Annotated in this window: 13 protein-coding genes, 1 tRNA gene and 3 pseudogenes; 8 read left to right on the top strand and 9 right to left on the bottom strand. The window is 61.5% G+C overall.

Features of this window, described 5'->3' with window-relative positions; genetic code table 11:
- The first annotated feature begins 289 nt into the window (after positions 1-289).
- Positions 290-2278: a VTT domain-containing protein gene (locus ONR75_RS13760; protein WP_265083083.1), complete on the top strand. Its 1989-nt coding sequence runs from the start codon at positions 290-292 to the stop codon at positions 2276-2278.
- Positions 2278-3024 (top strand): endonuclease/exonuclease/phosphatase family protein, encoded by a 747-nt coding sequence (locus tag ONR75_RS13755; RefSeq protein ID WP_265083653.1) that lies wholly within the window; start codon positions 2278-2280, stop codon positions 3022-3024. The genes ONR75_RS13760 and ONR75_RS13755 overlap by 1 nt, the downstream gene beginning before the upstream one ends.
- 43 nt (positions 3025-3067) lie before the next feature.
- Here the strand turns inward: ONR75_RS13755 and ONR75_RS32445 are convergent.
- Positions 3068-3245 (bottom strand): annotated as a pseudogene (locus ONR75_RS32445) (LOG family protein); the annotation flags it as partial.
- Between the two features lie 650 nt (positions 3246-3895).
- Here ONR75_RS32445 and ONR75_RS13745 point away from each other — a divergent pair.
- Together ONR75_RS13745 and ONR75_RS13740 are read left to right on the top strand one after the other, a co-directional pair.
- Positions 3896-4294: a hypothetical protein gene (locus tag ONR75_RS13745; RefSeq protein WP_265083081.1), complete on the top strand. Its 399-nt coding sequence runs from the start codon at positions 3896-3898 to the stop codon at positions 4292-4294.
- Positions 4295-4819: 525 nt separating this feature from the next.
- Entirely contained in the window at positions 4820-5050 is a 231-nt protein-coding gene (locus ONR75_RS13740; protein WP_265083080.1) for a hypothetical protein, read from the top strand.
- Between the two features lie 322 nt (positions 5051-5372).
- On the opposite strand, the gene ONR75_RS13735 is transcribed toward ONR75_RS13740, so the two are convergent.
- The 4 genes from ONR75_RS13735 to ONR75_RS13720 all read right to left on the bottom strand — a co-directional run bounded on the left by ONR75_RS13735 (position 5373) and on the right by ONR75_RS13720 (position 7282).
- Positions 5373-5446 (bottom strand) — tRNA-Gly (locus ONR75_RS13735).
- Between the two features lie 513 nt (positions 5447-5959).
- Complete coding sequence (locus ONR75_RS13730) at positions 5960-6271, bottom strand: hypothetical protein (RefSeq protein WP_265083079.1); 312 nt, start codon at positions 6269-6271, stop codon at positions 5960-5962.
- Positions 6268-6459, bottom strand: coding sequence for a hypothetical protein (locus ONR75_RS13725; RefSeq protein WP_265083078.1), 192 nt, complete (start codon positions 6457-6459; stop codon positions 6268-6270). Before ONR75_RS13725 ends, ONR75_RS13730 begins: the two co-directional genes overlap by 4 nt.
- Positions 6460-6772: 313 nt before the next feature.
- On the bottom strand, positions 6773-7282 hold the full coding sequence (locus ONR75_RS13720) for a hypothetical protein (protein ID WP_265083077.1): 510 nt from the start codon (positions 7280-7282) through the stop codon (positions 6773-6775).
- Positions 7283-7388: 106 nt separating this feature from the next.
- Between ONR75_RS13720 and istA the strand changes: the two are divergent.
- From istA to ONR75_RS13705, 3 genes and pseudogenes are all read left to right on the top strand, one after another.
- Positions 7389-8879 (top strand): annotated as a pseudogene (gene istA, locus ONR75_RS13715) (IS21 family transposase); the annotation flags it as partial.
- An 8-nt stretch (positions 8880-8887) separates the two neighbouring features.
- Complete coding sequence (istB, locus tag ONR75_RS13710) at positions 8888-9754, top strand: IS21-like element helper ATPase IstB (protein ID WP_320109727.1); 867 nt, start codon at positions 8888-8890, stop codon at positions 9752-9754.
- Positions 9755-9829: 75 nt separating this feature from the next.
- Positions 9830-10858: an IS110 family transposase gene (locus ONR75_RS13705; protein WP_265083076.1), complete on the top strand. Its 1029-nt coding sequence runs from the start codon at positions 9830-9832 to the stop codon at positions 10856-10858.
- 244 nt (positions 10859-11102) lie between these two features.
- On the opposite strand, the gene ONR75_RS13700 is transcribed toward ONR75_RS13705, so the two are convergent.
- Together ONR75_RS13700 and ONR75_RS13695 are read right to left on the bottom strand one after the other, a co-directional pair.
- A complete protein-coding gene (locus ONR75_RS13700) occupies positions 11103-11453 on the bottom strand; it encodes a hypothetical protein (protein WP_265083075.1) in 351 nt (116 codons plus the stop codon).
- A 2-nt stretch (positions 11454-11455) separates the two neighbouring features.
- Positions 11456-11620, bottom strand: a pseudogene (locus tag ONR75_RS13695) (transposase); the annotation flags it as partial.
- Between the two features lie 171 nt (positions 11621-11791).
- Here ONR75_RS13695 and rlmB point away from each other — a divergent pair.
- Complete coding sequence (rlmB, locus tag ONR75_RS13690) at positions 11792-12631, top strand: 23S rRNA (guanosine(2251)-2'-O)-methyltransferase RlmB (RefSeq protein WP_265083074.1); 840 nt, start codon at positions 11792-11794, stop codon at positions 12629-12631.
- A 61-nt stretch (positions 12632-12692) separates the two neighbouring features.
- On the opposite strand, the gene ONR75_RS13685 is transcribed toward rlmB, so the two are convergent.
- Positions 12693-13334 (bottom strand): hypothetical protein, encoded by a 642-nt coding sequence (locus tag ONR75_RS13685; RefSeq protein ID WP_265083073.1) that lies wholly within the window; start codon positions 13332-13334, stop codon positions 12693-12695.
- A gap of 31 nt (positions 13335-13365) precedes the next feature.
- Positions 13366-13833: a hypothetical protein gene (locus tag ONR75_RS13680; protein ID WP_265083072.1), complete on the bottom strand. Its 468-nt coding sequence runs from the start codon at positions 13831-13833 to the stop codon at positions 13366-13368.
- Between the last annotated feature and the right edge of the window lie 10 nt (positions 13834-13843).

The following is a 13843-nucleotide window of genomic DNA, read 5'->3' as shown; positions in this document are numbered from 1 at the left end:
TTTGTTGCAGTGCATGATTCTCTTCGTGGCACAGAATGGAATTGCACCTCGCCTCAGAGACGAGTGCGTTTTGTCGGCGTCCTGTGGAACCGACTAAGAGCCGAGGCGTTTGAGGGTACTGATCCCCTATCGTCGATTATTAACGGGATTTACCCCAGGTCCAAGGTGACGACTGCTCAACAGTTCATCCATTCTGATCCCCGGCCAGACCGTCTGGAGGCGTTGCGAAGCATCCAGGCTCGCCGTCTTTAATGACGCTGCCGAATACTTTGGCGCGCTGAGGGACGCGTTGCTGCTGGCCGAGCGACAAGTGTATATCCTTGGCTGGGACATTCACAGCAAAACGCTGCTGGTCGGATCAACCGGCTGGGCTGACGACGGATTTCCGACCGAGCTTGGTCCTTTCCTGAGAAGATTGCTCAAAGCAAAACCCGCGCTTCAGATTAACATTTTAAGCTGGGATTTCGCGGCGTTGTATGCTGCCGAGCGGGAATGGAATTCCGCCGACAAGTTCACGACAGGAAGTGACGGCCGAATTCAGTTTTGTCTGGACTCCAGCCTTCCCCTCGGATCGTCCCAGCATCAGAAGATCGTGGTGATAGACAACGCGGTTGCGTTTGTCGGCGGGCTGGACCTGACGATCCGGCGCTGGGACACCAGTGAGCATCTAGCCGAGCATCCGCTTCGTCGCGACCCCGCCGGAAAGCCATACCCGCCGTTCCACGACGTGCAGTGCATGGTCGAGGGCCAGGCCGCGGCAGCACTCGGCGAGATCGCGTTCGAGCGATGGGCGGCTGCCGGTTGCACAGCGGAAGATTGCGAAGCTGTTGCGTGCGATCGCTGGCCTGCATCCGTGCCGGCAGGAGCAAGGCAGATCCAGACTGGCATCGCGCGGACCGAACTCAGAACCGCGTCGCAGGACGGGGTCGACGAGGTGGCCCGGCTGTTCGAGGCGTCGATCGGTGCCGCAAGCCGCTTCATCTATATCGAAAACCAGTTTGCCAGCGCCACCGGGATCGCGGAGGCGCTGGCGCAGCGGATGGCTGACGTGCCGTCGCTGCACGTGCTCATCGTGACGCCTAAGGCGCATTCGTCATGGCTGGAATCGCAGGCGATGCAGGCCGGCCGCGGCGGCTTCATGCATCCGTTCGTCGCGGCCGGCGTAGCCGACCAGCTGCGCATTCTCTATCCTTCGGTAAAAGGCAAGGAATCCTCGGCCGCGGTGATGATTCACAGCAAAGTCATGATCGTCGATGACCGGTTCCTGCGGGTCGGCTCGGCCAACATCAACAACCGCTCGATGGGGGCGGACACCGAATGCGATCTGGCATTCGAGGCAACGACGGAAGATCATCGGGAATTCATCTGCGACCTGCGGCGCCGGCTGATCGGACATTTCTGTGGAGTGGATGAGGCCACCATCGCGGACCACGAAGACGACCTGCTTAGATTCATCGATCGCCATGCACAGAGCGGAGCCGACCGGGCCTTGCTGCCGATTGATGAAGAAAGGACGCCGGTCGTTGGGATGACCGACATCATCCAGCCGATCGCCGATCCGAAGCAGCCGCTCAATCTGCAGCGCGCGGCGCGGCGGATGTGGACCCCGCGCACGCTGCTGGCGGTGGGCGGTACTGTGGTCGCGCTCACTGGCCTCGCGCTGGCGTGGCGCACGACGTCGCTGAGCGATTACACCGATATTGGCTACGTCGCATCCTTCATCGCAAGGCATTCACAGTCGGCATGGGCACCACTGTTTGCAGTCGCGATCTTCGTGCTGGGAGGGCTGGTCGTATTCCCCGTGACCGTCATGATTGCCGCGACGGCGGCGGCGCTGGGGCCCTTGATGGGCGCGATCAGCGCCACGGCCGGCGTAATGGCAAGCTCGTTCGTGCTGTTCATGATCGGCCGTCTTCTCGGCCACAGGCGGCTGCAATCGCTGCTTGGAGCGCGCGCCTTGCGCGTTCAGAACCGCATCGTCGGCAAGGGCGTCGTTGCCGTGTCGATGATCCGGATGGTACCGGTCGCGCCGTTCTCACTCGTCAACGTGTTGGCCGGCGCCAGCCAGTTGCGGCTGGGTGATTTTCTGATCGGGACGGTGCTGGGAATGGCGCCCGGCATTGTCACCATGGCTGCGCTGGGCGCGCAGATCGCGGACTTCGCCAAAAATGCCTCCTGGTCGAACGCGGTGCCGCTCGGCCTCACCATCCTGCTGTGGATTGTCGTCTGTCTCGCGGTTCAATTCGTAGTGACGTGGTGGAGCGGACGCCGCACGTGATGGAGACGATCCGCATCATGACATGGAACGTGCACGGCACGTTCAATCTTAATCCGGATTTCGACCTGGAAGGCGTTTGCTCGATCATTGATAAGTGGTCGCCCGATGTGGTCGCCCTGCAGGAAATTGACTCGCGCGGACGCAAGGACGATGTATTCGCCAGGCTGGCGGACGCCGTCGGCGAACATCGCGTCGAGGCCCGTTCGATCGTCACCGAAGACGGCGACTACGGGCAGGTGCTACTCAGCCGCTGGCCGTTCGCCGGCGCGCCCGAGGTGACCGACGTTTCCTATCAGGAGAGGGAGCCCCGTCGGGCGATCTCCGCAGCGATACGTTTCCCGATCGGCGAGGTGACGGTGGTGGCGACGCATCTTGGCCTCAGCATCCACGAGCGCCAGGCGCAGGCGCAGGCGCTCGCCGCCCTCGTGGTTGCGCCGCGGACTCTGGTCATCGGTGACTTCAACGATTGGTTCTGGGTCAAGTCGGTGCGGCGGGGGCTGGCCTCGCGCTGCCCGGTGCGGACGCGGTTGCGGACGTTTCCGGCGCGGCTTCCCATGCTACGGCTCGACCGCATCTACGCCACGCGAAACGCAACCATCGTGAAGGCATGGACTGACCGCGAGGCGCGGACGTATTCGGACCATCTGCCGGTGCTGGCGGATATCGCCTTTGAAGATGTCGGGGACGGCCCGCCCGTAGTACTGGCGCCGGCAGACGGCAGCCATTCCGCAACGGAGCATCGATGATACCTTCATCGACCAGGAACTCTATGTCGACGGCACGACGTCAATAGGCTTTGCTCACCAGCACAACGGGAATTAGCTTTGATATTCCGTGTCTGAATGAGAGTTAGAACCTCGAACAATTCGTCGAACGTGCCATAACCACTAGGAAACGCCACGAGTGTCTTGGCCCGAAGGAGAAAATGCAGCTTGCGCAAGGCGCAATAATGAAAGCTGAAACAGAGTGTCAAATCGGCCTTCAAATTTGGCTTTGTCGCAATTTTGATGACGGAGACTCGCGCTGAAAAGCCGCAGTGGCCGATCCCTTTGAAGTGACTCTCCGTTTTCGGATATGGTGCAGCTGACGGAAGCGCGAATAACACGCGTCACGGCGTTTCCTGTTCTTGGCAGCCGGGCTATTGAGCTAATTCATTAAATCGAGCTCCCTAACAACGATGCGTCATCAGAACTGCAGAGCACGCCGACAATCGTCGCCACCGACCCAACAGCTCGCACCGCGTCCAGCGTTTCGGACATGCCGATGATCTAACGCTCGGCAGTATTCTCGAAGGATTGCTGGCCGAACCATGGGAACAGGGTTCACCCCGTCGCGGGCGCCGTCTCCGAGACAGACAAGAGCGTCTCCAACGAGATCGACGCCAAGCGTTTGGCAAATCCGGCGTTCAATTTGATCAAGATCAATTCCACTGTCGCAATCGCGCATAATTTCAAGTTGGGCTAATTCTGAAGCTCGCGTTGATGTGTGAAACGGCGCAGCATGTATCCTAATCCGCGAAGCTCATCCGATTTCCCTATTGAGCTAAATCAATCACATGCAGCCCTTCGCGCCTAATCATTGCGCTTCTCCTTGCTCAGATATTTGGGAGTTATTGAAATGAATAAATCGTCTAGAGTTCTCGTCACCGCGCTGGCTATAGCCTTCGGGCCTTGGGTCGTTGTACCTGCCGCAGCGGCGCCGATCGGGTTGCCACTGATGCTGCAACAGAAGGTGGGTTCGTCGGCAGAGACCATACAGTATCGCCGCGGCCGGCACGGCGGCTATCATGGCGGCGCGGGAATTGGCCTTGGCATCGCAGGCGCACTGATCGGTGGGGCGATGATTGGTGCAGCAACGCAGCCCTACGTCTACAACGGCTACCCGCCCGGCTATTATGGGCCGGGCTACAACGTCGCGCCTCCTTACGATCCCGGGTATGCCATTCGCAATGGCTTCGTCTGTCAGCCAGGAACAGTGTTCCGTGGCGAGGATGGCCGCAACCATCTTTGCCAGTAATGAATTTTAGAAGCGCCTAGGCGGCGCTTTTTCAAGCATCCGTCCATCACCACAATATTGCAAGCGGCGACACGGTCGCTCGCAAAGACAGCCTTAAGGTGGACTAGAACAATTGAACTATCGAACGGGCTCAGACTGGCATTGAGACGCTGGTCGTGCTGGTGGCGTGGGACGTAAATACCCACTCGGTGGCATTTTGCGGATTGACACGGGGCCAGCACGACAATGAGCAGATCAAGCATTGCTCTCGTCAACCTTCGGGCTGCCGTCATCATCATCGTGCTGGCGTTCCACTCCGTCCTCCCCTACCTCGCTTCCCTGCCAACCGCCCCGTATCCCTTCGACAGCGCGCCTTATCTCTGGCTGGTCTTTCCGATCGTGGACAGCCAGCGATGGTTCGGCTTCGACCTATTCTGCGCCTGGCAAGACGTAGGGCTGATGACCCATTTGGCCACATCGTTGACACGCAGGAATATCTCATTCTCGCTTGGCTACCCAGCGCGATAGCGTGGGTAAACAATTGTCGTGATCGGCAAAGCGCTCGCCGCGGTCGCGATCGGAATATGTGTTCGCCAGATCAAGAAGCACCCGATCATTGCCACTGAGGTGGACCTCGCTGTTTCGGCAACTCTGGCCTACGCCCTGCTCGGCGATGCCGCATCGGCAGTTCTATTGGCTTGGGCTTTAAAACATCGGGCCAAGATCGAGCCTCGATGCGCTGTGCTCAGTGACTTCTGGCTTATTTCGGATTTCTAATGGTCTTCCGGAGCGGGAGTCACCATGCGGTACATCAGCGCTTCCAAGGGCACTCGACCACTCCGTCTCGCGACATCGGCCACCCTACGATTACACAGTTGGCAGAGAATTGCGCTCCTGCCTCCCTATCTCACACGCCACATTGCGCGCCCTCCCCGCACATTTGTGGGGGCCTCGGGCGGACGAAAGCGGAAAGTAGATAGGATCCGTTGTATGGATTCGGGGTCTAACGTTGTACGAACGCTGTATGAGCTTTTCTGAAAAAGATAGCACACGCTCGCGCTAAAGCAAAATAAGTGTGTAATAACAATAATCTAGAGAGTGGAGCGGGTGGAGGGAATCGAACCCTCGTATTCAGCTTGGAAGGCTGCTGCTCTACCATTGAGCTACACCCGCGCTGGCGTTCACCTAGCATGGTGCCGGGCCGGTCTCAACCCGTGGGATCCCGCGGAATTTTGCCAGCCAGCATGCCTGCGGCGCCGGGCGCCCCCTCACGAGCCGTCATCAGCCCTGATTCGGGTGATCCGTCGCGCATGGTCCCCCGCGCCGCCGGGCGGCATGGAACCCGGGCTGTCATCGCGGCGTGACCGATGAAGCGGATAATCGTCCCTCCGTCGGTTGACTTTGCCCTACCGCTTCCGTCATAAACGCGCCGAACCGGGAGCCCATCACTGGGCGCACGTTTTAACGTCATCATCGGCCGGCCAGCCGCTCTCAGGGGCGGAATGAGGTTCGATGGCGTGGAGCGGGGAGTGTCCCGAGTGGCAAAGGGAGCTGACTGTAAATCAGCCGTCTTATGACTTCGAAGGTTCGAGTCCTTCTTCCCCCACCATCCTGTTTTCATTGAAGAAAAAGCCCTTCGGGGCCTCTGATTTTAGAGCCCTTTTCTGGGTCAGATTAGGCGCTGGGTCAGCTTTGGGTCAGATTTCCTGAAACTGGCAGCAGGTCGGCTGTGGACAACTCGCGGCTCGGGCCGCTCAGCCTGGTCATCCAGAATCGCATCCCGTTGGGCGCGGATTCTGGAACCTGGGAGCCTGTCTGGGCCGGGCGATAGTTTCCGCAAACGAATCCGCGCCCCAGTCCTTGCCGAACGATGACGCAGTTGTGGTGCTTCAGGCGACGGAGAATCTCCCGGTGCAACGGGGTCAGCTCCATGGGCTTGCAGTCGCTGGCAGGCAGCTTGGTGTGCTTCTCGCTCCAGTCGATGATGTCGTCCGTCATGACGTCCCTCCCTTCCCAAATTTCCTGAGCGTCTGTTCCATCAGCTCGGCGTCGTCGATTTCTCCGTGCGCCCACTCGTCCAGCGCCGACTCGGTCTCCGGCAGGACTTGCCCGCCCTCGATGGCGGTGTTGGTCACAGCGAAGCGGACGGCGTCGGATCGGGCCTGGAGCTTCTTGGGGGGCGTCATGACGTCTCCTCCGTGTCATTGATGGCGCCGACCGCCATTGCAAACCGACCCATACAAAGCCCGCAAACCTGATTTTTCGCTTCTGATACTATTGAAGAAATTCTATCTTCTGTAACAGCTTTCGCCCGTATCCGGAGGCATAGTACGCCCGCAAATCGACTTCACCCCGAAAATCCGCGTGCACTGACCCCTTGGCGCCCCAAGCGCTTCCGATAGGAATGACCGGCGTGGTGGCTATCTACGTTGCGCTCACGGGACAAGGTGACGCCGGCGTCTCGTCCCGTCGAACGATCGAGGTGGATCGCCACCGCCTTCAGGCCTGAAGATCGGACCGCCGGTAGAAACGAGCGAATACCTCCACGGGGTCGAACGCCGGTCGCACGCCCTGCTCCTTGAGCGCCTTCCAAACGGTCTTGAAGTGTTCGCCCCGCTCGCGCGACAGCTTTCCCAGCGATACGTAGCGCTCCTCGAAGGCCGTTGCCGCCGAAAGCGAGATCCGCGCGGTGCGGTGCCCGGAACACACCACGGAGACAGATTCGACGTGTCCGTATTTGACCAGGGCTTGGGCGGCCTGCCTTCCGAAGCCTCCACGCTCAGCGAAATCGGGGAGCGAAAGCGTGGTGGCGTCGACGCCGTAGAGGAGGGTCCGGACCTCCGACTCATCGACGAGGATCGACCCGTAATCCCTATTGCCCTTCAGCGTCGCCACGCATTGGAGGCGACCGTCGACGATGAACCTGGCGATATCGGCCTGAGAGCACATGGCCTTCTTCGCGGCATCCCGCAGGGTGTCGAGACCGTAGGTCTTGGAATCGACTGTCATTCGGCTTGCAATATTGCCCCCTAAGCCGGGGGATCGGCGTCTAAAATTGACCCCCTAATGTTGGTCTGTTGCGCTGCCTGCTTCTTAACAAAGCAGGTGGTCGGAGATGCTGATCGTGGAGACGATTGCCCGGATACGGCGCGAGCATTTCATCAAGGGCAAGACGATCAAGGAGATCGCCCGGGACCTGAAGGTATCTCGGAACACGGTGCGGAAGGTGCTGAGGTCGGGCGAGACATCGTTCGAGTATGAGCGTGCGGTTCAGCCGCGTCCGAAGCTGGGACGATGGGCAGCAGAGCTCGACAGGGTGCTGGCGGCCAATGCGACCAAGGCCGCTCGCGAGCAACTGACGCTGATCCGGATCTTCGAAGAACTGCGCGGCCGCGGTTACGACGGTGGCTACGATGCCGTGCGGCGTTACGCCAGACGATGGAGTACGGACCGTGGACAATCGACGGCTGCGGCCTACGTCCCGCTGAGCTTTGCGCCCGGCGAAGCCTACCAGTTCGACTGGAGCCACGAAGTGGTTCTGCTCAATGGCGTGACGGTGATGGTCAAGGCGGCCCACGTCCGGCTGTGCCACAGCCGCATGCTGTTTGTGCGGTGCTACCCGCGCGAGACGCAGGAGATGGTGTTCGACGCCCACGACCGGGCGTTCGCGCTGTTCAAGGGCACCTGCGGTCGCGGCATCTACGACAACATGAAGACCGCAGTCGAGACGATCTTCGTCGGCAAAGGCCGTCTCTACAATCGCCGCTTCATGCAGATGTGCAGCCATTACCTCGTCGACCCGGTCGCCTGCACGCCGGCGTCAGGCTGGGAGAAAGGCCAGGTCGAGAACCAGGTAGGGCTTGTCCGCGAGCGCTTCTTCACACCGCGGCTGCGGTTCAAAACCCTCGACGAGTTGAATGCCTGGCTGCTGGACAAGTGCATTGCCTACACCAAGGCCCACCGTCATCCGGAACTGACCGAGCAGACGATCTGGCAGGTGTTCGAAGCCGAACGGCCAAAGCTCGTTCCCTATGCGGGCCGGTTCGATGGATTCCATGCGGTGCCGGCATCGGTCTCGAAGACCTGCCTGGTCCGCTTCGACAACAACAAGTACTCGGTCGCGGCCAGCGCCGTCGGGCGGCCGGTCGAGGTTCATGCCTATGCCGACCGCATCGTGATCCGCCAGGACGGACGTATCGTTGCCGAACATCCGCGCGCCTTCGGCCGCGGCGAGACCACCTATGACCCCTGGCATTACGTGCCGGTGTTGGCGCGCAAACCCGGCGCCTTGCGCAACGGTGCTCCCTTCAAGGACTGGGTGCTGCCGGCCACGATCGAGCGCATACGGCGCAAGCTTGCCGGCGCCGAGGATGGCAACCGTCAGATGGTCGACATCCTCAACGCGGTTCTGACCGACGGTCTGCCCGCTGTCGAGGCGGCCTGTGCCGAGGCGATCGCCCAGGGCGTCCATTCCGCCGATGTCGTGCTCAATATCCTGGCCCGGCAACGCGAGCCCGCCCCACCCGCCAACATCATGACGCCGGCTGCGCTGACGTTGCGCCACGCTCCGATCGCCGACTGTGCCCGTTACGACAACCTCAGGAGAACCATCTGATGGAACGTACTCAACTGTTCGACCTCATGGGCGAACTCAAGCTCTACGGCATGAAGGCCGCCTTCGACGAGATCATGACGACCGCCGTCAAGCGTCAGCACGAACCCCAGCGCATTGTCGGCGACTTGCTCAACGCCGAGATCAACGAGAAGCAGGCCCGCTCAATCAAGTACCAGCTCACCATCGCCAAGCTACCGCTCGCCAAGGATCTCGACGACTTCCAGTTCGTTGGCACCCCCATCAACCAGACGCTGGTCAATGACCTCGCCGGCGGCGGCTTCATCGCTCAGCAACGCAATGCCGTCCTGATCGGCGGCACCGGCACCGGCAAGACCCATCTGGCCATCGCCATTGCCCGAAGCTGCATCCGATCCGGCGCGCGCGGCCGCTTCTACAACGTGGTCGACCTCGTCAACCGTCTGGAGATCGAGACCCGGACCGGACGGCAGGGCCGGATCGCCGAGCATTTGACCCGGCTGGACTTCATCGTTCTCGACGAACTCGGCTACCTGCCGTTCGCGCAATCCGGCGGTCAGTTGCTGTTCCACCTCGTCAGCCGGCTCTACGAGCGCACATCCGTCGTCGTCACCACTAATCTGGCGTTTGGCGAATGGCCCAGCGTGTTCGGCGACGCAAAGATGACCACCGCGCTTCTCGATCGCCTGACGCACCACTGCGACATCGTCGAGACCGGCAACGACAGCTGGCGCTTCAAGAGCCGCGACGATGATCATGCCACCCGCGCTCGTCTCGTCTCCGCAATCCCGGCCAGCTCCGACGAGACGAGCGCTACCGCCAAACCGAGCCGCTCAAGGGGGTCAAAATTGGAAGCCGATACGGGGTCAAATTTGAACACGATGACGTAATTGCGGTCAGCGCTCGTGGCACGAAAGATCCGTTAGCATCGAGCCCTCGCAATCAACCGATTCGGAGGAACCGTCATGAAGCAATACGTCGGTCTGGATGTCTCGCAAAGAGAAACCGCAGTGTGCGTGGTCAGCGAAACTGGCCAATTAATCTTCGAGGGAAAGGCTAAGTCAGATCCCGGCGCTCTGACTGACCTGCTTCGTAAACATGCGCCACTGGCGGAGCGCATTGGTTTTGAGACCGGCGCGATGTCAAGCTGGCTTTGGCACGAACTTCGTAGGGTCGATCTACCTGTCGTTTGCATCGATGCGCGGCATGCACACGCGGCACTGTCGGTACGTATGAACAAGAGTGATCAAAATGACGCTCGAGGTCTTGCCGAACTGGTACGGGTCGGTTGGTATCGAGAAGTGAAAATTAAGAGCGAGGAAAGTCAAAAGGTCCGCGCGATACTCGTCGCGCGATCCCGACTCGTATCCATGCGCCGGGACATTGAGAACCAAGTCCGCAGTCTGATCAAGGAATATGGATTGCTATTCCCTCGCGCCATCGGCCAACAGTTCCGCAATCAGGTCAGCGAGCTACTCGGCAACGATCACCAGCTTCTCAGCGTGACCGCGCCGCTCCTGTCGATTCATGAGCATATCTGTCAGCAGCAGAGCAAGTTTGACGATGAGGTCCGCCGATTGGCGAAGTCAGACGAGACGACGCGGCGCCTGATGACCGTTCCAGGCGTCGGAGTGGTGACGGCCCTCACGTTCCGCCATACGATCGACGATCCGTCCCGCTTCCGATCGGCCTCTACGGTCGGCGCCTATCTCGGCCTTACGCCTCGGCGCAACCAATCTGGAGAAACCGATACGAGCGGCAAGATATCGCGATGGGGCGACCGTCTTCTCCGAACCTACCTGTTCGAGGCGGCGACTGCCCTGCTTTATCGGACCAAAAAATGGTCCTCCCTCAAGGTCTGGGGAATGAAGCTCGCAAAGCGGATAGGTATGAAGAAGGCGAAGGTCGCTATTGCCAGAAAGATCGCCGTCATCCTTCACTGCATTTGGGTGGATGGCACCTCATTCGACTGGGGCCATGCAACCCCGGCCTAAAGGCATCCTGAAGTTTCTGGCCTGGTCCGCCGGGCTGACGATGTCCCGCTGGGACGGTGGTCGCGGTGACCTCGGTCAATCGGCTGGTGGCGGCTTGTCCGTACTCCGCTGTACACGTTGAGGCACCCGCCCCGGACATCATCATGAGGCGCCTGGCGACCTCGGAAAGGACCATGACCCTGGCGATGGCATCAAAGCTACCGCGCTAAGATTGTTCGGCAAACGAAAATCCAACGCTGACCGGCTATCGTATCGCCGGCCGCTCTCGCCCCATCTCCACAACCCCATCCAGTTTCGATGGGGCGACCGCTACCGCTTTGCTGAGCGCGGCCATACGGGTGCTTGACAACAGCCCGCAATTAAAGGGCCGATTGACATCGGATTTCTCGAAGCCCTGCAGCGTGACCACGAAATCCGCGAGCGCATAGCGCGGCGCATGCGGCGACCAGTCGACGCCGGGCAGCGCGTCGAGCAACTTGTTCAAGGTGTTCACGTTGCGGTGCTGGTCGCCGGCGCGGCCGTTGTGGAAGAGCCAGTTGCTGCAGGTCACCGTCTTCTCTTGTGCGCGCACGGCGTCGGCGCCGAAGTCGAGCACTGGTAGACGTCGGCGCAGTCGGCCCAACGGCCGCCACAGCGCAGGGCATGGACGATCCCGCTTAGCACACGACGATCATCTACCCGGGGCTTGCCGCGCACGCCGGTCGGAAGCAGCGGCTCAATTCGAGCCCACTGCGCATCGGAAAACCAAAAGAAATCACCCATCTCACCGCCTCCTCGATGAGGCAGTGAATCACGATCAGGCTGCCAGGGGAATCCGGTTATTGGGTCCGGACCCTAGCCCTGCGGGGCGGCCCTGCCCGGGTTTCTGCAAGATTTTCCGGGCGTTGCGGAACGGCAAATTGCCATCGCTTGGGACCCGTGAGACAAGCCATCATGACCGATCGAGACCGCAAGCCGCGATTCGCCCGCGGGCGCGACAAGCCTGGCGCCAAAGGCCCGTCCAAACCGCATTCCAGAGGCGGCCGGCCGGACCGTGGCGGGCGCGAATCGCGCGGCGACGGCGTGGCGATCCTTTATGGCTGGCACACCGTGGTGGCGGCGCTGGCCAATCCGCAGCGGGTGATCCGCAAGCTGTGGCTGACCGAGAATGCCGCGCGTCGGCTGGCCGACGACAAGATCGACACCCGCATCGATCCGATCATCGTGCCGCCGCGCGAACTCGACACCATGCTCGGCCCCGAGGCGGTGCATCAGGGGCTGCTCGCCGAGGCCGATCCGCTGGACGGCCCGGCCCTCGACGAACTGCCGCAGGACGGCATCGTGCTGGTGCTCGACCAGATCACCGACCCGCACAATGTCGGCGCGATCATGCGTTCGGCCGCGGCCTTCGGCGTCAAGGCGATCGTCACCACGCACCGGCACAGCCCGGAAGCCACCGGGGTTCTGGCAAAATCCGCCTCGGGCGCGCTGGAACTGGTGCCGGTGGTGACCGTGCCGAACCTGGCGCGCGCGCTGAGCGAACTCAACGACCTCGGCTTCCTCACCGTCGGGCTCGACAGCGAGGGCGATGCCACGCTCGGCGCGGTGCCGCTGCACCAGCCGCTGGCGCTGGTGCTGGGCGCCGAGGGCAGCGGGCTGCGCCGGCTGACCCGCGACACCTGCAGCGTGGTCGCGCGGCTCGACATGCCCGGCGCGATCAAGAGCCTGAATGTCTCCAATGCCGCCGTGCTGGCCCTGTATATCGGCGCCAGCAAGCTCGGCCTGATGAACTAGGGCCATACGAAAACGCCCGCCCGCATCGCGCGGGCGGGCGTCTTCGTCAGCCTTTCGGCGATCAGTACGCCCGACGCAGCGGGCGCTGATACTGCATGTGGCGATAGCCGTGGTGCGACATCCCGTAGCGCGGCGCATACATCACGCGCGGACCGGCGAAGCGGCGATGGTGATAGCCGTAGCGCGGCGCGTAGCTGCGCGTTGCGTAGCCATAGCGAACTTGCGGACGCATGCTGTAGCCGTAGCGATAGCTCGGCCGCACGCGCGGCTGATAGCTGTACTCGACGCGCGCATGGGCATAGGGCTGCGCATAGGAATATCCGTTGGCATAGCCAGCGCTGGCATAGCCGCGGCTACCAAAGTCGCCATCGCCGCGCTCATAGCCGGTCCAGCCGGGCGTCGAGGTCTCCTGATAGGTCGGTTCCGGCGCAAAGTTGCCCGGACCGCTGAAGGTTGGACTCTGGTTGACGTAGTAATACTGGTGGGCCGGATCGGGCAGCCGCTGATAGCTGGCAACGCCGCCATAGCCATACCCCTGGCTATAACCTTGGCCGTAGCCCTGTCCGCACGGGCTGACATAGGCCTGGCCGCACGGCGAGCAACCGCTCGAAAACAGGCCGCCGCCGCAAGCCATGGCGGGCGCAGCACTGGCCGCTGTGACAACGGCAACAGCCGCCGCCAATTTCCAAATCATCTGACGCATTACGCTCTCCTGTGGGTGTTTTTTGGTTGGTCTAGTTGCGGTTTTTCCGGATCGGTGGACCTGGATTCTGTGGGAGCAGACCGCCGCCATCGCGCGGCAGTTCGATCACCGCTGGCGGATACATGGGCACCTGCTGCGGCGCCGGCGGCGCGGATTGCGCCGACCACGAGTCGTGGTAGCTGGCCGCGGGCTCCGGCAATTTACGATTTTTCGGGGGCTCGATTTCAAGGCGACCGTAGCCCGGGGTGCGACCGGCGCTCGGGTAGTAATGCCCGACGTTCGGCTCCGGATCGACATAACGGCCACCATAGACCGTCGGCTGAACGTGGATGCCACGCGCCAGACCCCAGTCGCCTTCCACCACCGCGTAAGACGCGTTGACGCCATTGATGATGATCGGCACGCCGGGCCGGCCGGGGATCACGATATTGAATCCGTCGCCCGCGAAGGCCGGCAGAGTCGTGGCGATGGTGGTCAGCAGTGCTGCAATGAAGCGCATGGGCAATATC

Source organism: Rhodopseudomonas sp. P2A-2r (genome assembly GCF_026015985.1).
Classification (GTDB): domain Bacteria; phylum Pseudomonadota; class Alphaproteobacteria; order Rhizobiales; family Xanthobacteraceae; genus Tardiphaga.
This window is presented reverse-complemented; position numbering and strand designations above follow the sequence as displayed.